The following is a 4,299-nucleotide window of genomic DNA, read 5'->3' as shown; positions in this document are numbered from 1 at the left end:
GAGTAGGAGCCGGGTGTGCAGGTCGTCGGCGCTGCGGATGCGGGCGTCCAACGCGCCGGAGGCGGTGACGGATTTGGTGATGTATTTGGCGAGGTAGTTCCCGACCGTGGCGGGGGTGAGGTCGCCGCCGTTCACGGTCAGCATGCGGGTGTCGGCTTGTTCGCCCCAGCGGGCGGCGGCCATCGGTGGGCGGGCTGTGGGGGTGGGGACGAGCGGGGTGGGCAGGTCGTAGGGGTGCGGGTCGGGGCAGGGCTGTTCGGCGTGGCGGACGGCCCAGCGCCAGCAGGATGCGAGCAGGTCGGCGGTGGCCCAGGGCGGCGGGGGTGCCCAGTGGCCGGGGTCGGTAGAGGCGTCGTCCAGGCGGAGCACGGCGTGGAAGTGCACGGCGCCGCGGGCTTGGGCTTCGGCGACCTTGATGTAGCTGATGCGCACGAGTCGGCGGGTCGCGTGTTCGCTCTCCCCGGTCTGGGTGGCCATCCGCCGGTAGGTCAGGTCGATGGTGCGTTTCCACAGCCGGGGGGCGTGGCGGTTCCAGACGACCAGGCCGGAGGAGTCGTGGCAGTCCAGGCAGATCGGGGCACCGAGGCGGGGGTCGTCGTCGGTGTGGACGAGGTGGCAGCCGCGTGCCCGGCCGTGGTGGCAGCGGCCGGTGTAGGGGCGGCAGACCTGGGCGGGGCCGTGGTTGGCGCGGCGGGAGTGCACCGGGCCGAAACTGGGCGCGGTGACGGTCACGAACAGGCCCGGGTGGGAGGCGACTGTTTCCGGGACGGTGCAGCCACCGGCGACGCCGGAGTGGACGATTTGCCAGGCGTCCCCGGCGTACAGATATGAGCAGGACGGGCAGGCGGTGGCCCGCCGGTTCCCGCATGGAATGAGAATTGTTCCGTCCGGCAGGGATGCGGAATCCATGATGCGGCGGATTTCACCGGTGGTCCGGTCGGCCTGGTCGATTGTTCCGACGAGGCGTATCGGATGGGAGCAGCCGCCGGTGCGCTGTATCTGCATCCACAGGTCGACGAATGTGCCGTCAGCGAGGCGGGCCGTGGACGCGGTGAGGACGTCGGGAAGCACGAGTCAAGCTCTCTTCTTGGCCAGGAAATGGCCGCTCGGCAGGGCTTCCCACCCGCGCCCAGGGCAGGGCGAAGGAAGGAATGGCGAGGATGGGACCGAGAAGAGAGTTTTAAAGGGCCGGTGACGGGTTCACGGCGTGTCCTTGGCCGTGGGCAGGGTGCCCCAGTGGGTGCCGAGAACATCTGCTTCGGCGGTAGTTCAGGGTGTGGTGCCGGGGGTCACCGGCGGGCAGGTAGTAGCCGGTTGCGCCCCGACGCCACAGGGTCGCTTTGGCGGCCTGGGCGGCAGGGGTGGTCGCGCCGGCGGGGTCGATGCGGTCGGGGTCCGGGTCGGTCAGGTCGACGCCGGCCGCGACCATCCAGGCGGAGATGTCCGCGGCGTACCGGCGGATCACCGACACGTCGGCCATGTACCACCACGGCCCCGGGAGGGCCTTCCCGCAGAGGCCGGACAGCATCCATTCGCGGCTGGCCTGCCGGCAGGTGGCCCGGGGGTTGCACTGCTCCTCCAGCAGGCTGGAGGTGCAGCCACACATCCACGGGCCGCGGTGCAGCCACACCCCCGGGACGAGCTCCAGCGCGGGAACGCGGGGGTGGGAGCCATCGGCGAAGTGCAACGTGAGCAGTCCGACGTTGGGCATGATAAACAGATCCCTTCTCGGGTGAAGTGGTGGCGGCGGGCTGGCCCCGTCGGGTCTGGCCAGACGTTTCGGGGGCCGACCTGCCGCACTACGAAGAGGTCAGGCCGCCGGGGAGATCGAGAACGGGTCGTCGACGTCCGCCGGGTACTGCCGAGCCGGTCACGACGTTGTTGCTGCTCACACCGATTTGGATGCCAACGCGGGCGTTACCGCGGGTAATGTCTCGGATGATCCGCGTGGGAGTGCTCCGCCTCTGTGTAGAGGAGGTCAACGGCGTCGGTGACGATCTGGGCGTGGTCGAACGCGAACCCGCGGGCGAACGCGACCCGGAGCGGGACCCATTCCGTGGCGACGGCGTCGTCACCGGCGGTCGGGGGTACCGGGCGGGCGAACGTCGTGGCGAACGCGAACGTCACGTAACGGCCTCGCGGATCCCGGCCGGGAGCGGAGTACACCCCGGTCGGTGTCAGGTGGCCGGGGTTGATCCCGGTCTCCTCGTGCAGTTCACGGCGGGCCGCGGCCTCTGCCGTTTCACCGGCGTCGATGTGACCGCCGGGCAGTGCCCACAGCCCGGCATAGGGGTCCCAGCCGCGGCGGATCAGCAGCACCTGCATGGTGCCGCCGTACTCGGTCAGCGCAACCACATCGGCGGCCAGACGTGCCGTCTCGGGAGTACTCATCACAGGTCCTTTCGAGAGGGAATCGGGGTGCGAACGAGTGGCGAGCGGGACCGATCAGGTGGAGGGGGTGTCGGGCGTGGCGGCGGCCTGGTTGGTGAAGGGACTGTCGCCGCCGGGTGTTCCGGCGGCGACGCCGGCCGGGACCGACCAGGGGTCGGCCGGGGTGGTGCCGGTGCCGCGGGCGGCGCGGGTGACTGTGGCGGTGGCGAAACGCAGGGATGGGCCGATTTCGTCGATGTCGAGGCCGAACGTGGAGCGTTTCTCGCCGGTGTCGGTGGTCCAGTGGTGTTGGCGTAGCCGGCCGGTCACCACGACTCGGATGCCTTTGGACAGCGATTCGGCGACGTGTTCGGCGAGGTCCCGCCAGGCGGTGCAGGTCAGGAACATGGCTTCACCGTCGACCCATTTCCCCGAGGTTTTGTCGAGGGTGCGGGGGGTCGCGGCGACGGTGAACCGGGTCATGGCCACGCCTTGGGGGGTGAAGCGTAGTTCGGGGTCGCCGGTCAGGTTCCCGATGATGGTGAGGGGGGTTTCGCCTGCCATGAGAGGAGTTCCTTCGGGGTCGGTGGGGGGGTGCGCAACGGCCGGGGGTTGGGTGCCGGTCAGTCGTTGTCGAGGCGGATGGGCATCAGGTCGGCGGTGAACGAATCCCGCTCGGGCACGGTGATGCGGACCGGGTTGTGGACGCCGCGGTCTCCAGCGCGGCGGTGAGGCGTTCGGCGAGGAGCCGGGCGGCGGGTGGGGTGACGGCGTTGCCGAGCATCCGCATCCGGTCGCCACGGCGGCCGGCGAGCTGGTAGCCGGTGGGGAACGCCATGGCGCCGCGGACCTCGTCCGGGGTGAGCATCCGGAAGGTGCAGGCGTCGATGTCGGGGTCGCAGATCTGGTCGGGAGTGAGGAGGGCGTGGCGGTCCCGGGTGGTGCAGGTCGCGACCGGTTGGCTGACCGGGGCGGCGGTGCCGGTGCGGTAGTAGGGGACCAGCAGCGCCCCGGCCGGCCCGCTGGTGATCAGGGCGTGGTGTTCGCCGCCGGCGGTCACGGTGCCCAGCGGGGTGGTGAGGCTGTGTGCCCGCCGGCGGTCCCCGCCGCCGCGTAGGCGCAGGAGGAACGGTTCGCCGCCGGTCGGGGTGGGCGCGGGCTGGTTGTGGCGGGCCAGGCCGGCGGCGATGCGGTCGCGGGTGGCCGGGGCGAGGGGGCGGTCCGGTCGGCGATCCGCTGTCCCGGCCGGGTCCAGTCGATGATGGCGGCCGCGGGCAGCGTGTAGGGCTGCACCGCGGTTGCGCAGCCGGGGTTCGGGCAGCGGTAGAGGTATTGGGCGCGGTAGCGGCCCCAGCGGACCTCGGGGCGTTTCCAGGTCTGGACGGCGCCGACCGGGGTCTGGCAGGTCGGGCACCAGCCGGGCGGGCGGATGTCGAGGTCCGGTGCGGGCAGCCCCCGGCGCGTGAAGACGACGTAGAGCCGGTCGCGGTACTGCGGGGCGCCGGGGTAGCCGGTGCCGTGCGCGAATGCCGAGTTGAGGTAGACGACCTGGTGGGTGTAGCCGAGGTCGTGCATGACGGCGATCCAGCCGCGCCAGCCCACCCACCAGCGGACATCGACCACGTTTTCGACGATCACAGCCTGGTAGGGGTGGCCGCGGTCGGTCATCGTCTCGGTGAACCGGGGGACGTCCCACATGGTGACCCGGGAGCGGGTGGCTCCCGGGTCGTCGGGGTTGTCGAACAGTTCGGTCTGGCCGGTGTGGCGGCGTCGGCCGTTGGCGACGCTGTGGTTGGTGCATTCCGGGGACGCCCACAGCCAGTCGGTGGCCGGGTAGCGGCGCGGGTCGACCGCGGCGATGTCGGCGCAGTCGTGGTCGGTTGTCGGGTGGTTGGTCTGGTGGACGTCGACGGCGAGCTGCCAGTGGTT

The 4,299-nt window shown here is 71.3% G+C and carries 6 protein-coding genes; all 6 read right to left on the bottom strand.

Annotation, left to right across the window (positions count from 1 at the left end; all coding sequences use genetic code 11):
• Positions 1-1,071, bottom strand: a 1,071-nt coding sequence (locus U9980_RS22050) for a replication initiator (protein WP_322769673.1), incomplete at its 3' end; no start/stop codon positions are given.
• 109 nt (positions 1,072-1,180) lie between these two features.
• A complete protein-coding gene (locus U9980_RS22045; RefSeq protein WP_322769672.1) occupies positions 1,181-1,711 on the bottom strand; it encodes a hypothetical protein in 531 nt (176 codons plus the stop codon).
• A gap of 206 nt (positions 1,712-1,917) precedes the next feature.
• Positions 1,918-2,391, bottom strand: a complete 474-nt coding sequence (locus U9980_RS22040) for an NUDIX hydrolase (RefSeq protein ID WP_322769671.1) — start codon at positions 2,389-2,391, stop codon at positions 1,918-1,920.
• A 54-nt stretch (positions 2,392-2,445) separates the two neighbouring features.
• Positions 2,446-2,934 carry a single-stranded DNA-binding protein gene (gene ssb / locus U9980_RS22035; RefSeq protein WP_322769670.1) on the bottom strand — a complete coding sequence of 163 codons (489 nt, stop codon included), beginning with the start codon at positions 2,932-2,934 and terminating at the stop codon, positions 2,446-2,448.
• A gap of 85 nt (positions 2,935-3,019) precedes the next feature.
• A complete protein-coding gene (locus U9980_RS22030) occupies positions 3,020-3,430 on the bottom strand; it encodes a DNA cytosine methyltransferase (RefSeq protein ID WP_322769669.1) in 411 nt (136 codons plus the stop codon).
• On the bottom strand, positions 3,427-4,299 hold an 873-nt coding region (locus U9980_RS22025; RefSeq protein WP_322769668.1), incomplete at its 5' end, for a DNA cytosine methyltransferase. The genes U9980_RS22030 and U9980_RS22025, both read right to left, overlap by 4 nt.

The organism is Protofrankia sp. Cr1, from assembly GCF_963555865.1.
Classification (GTDB): Bacteria; Actinomycetota; Actinomycetes; order Frankiales; family Frankiaceae; genus Protofrankia.
The sequence above is the reverse complement of the archived record's forward strand: the minus strand, read 5'-3'. Positions and strand labels throughout refer to the sequence as shown.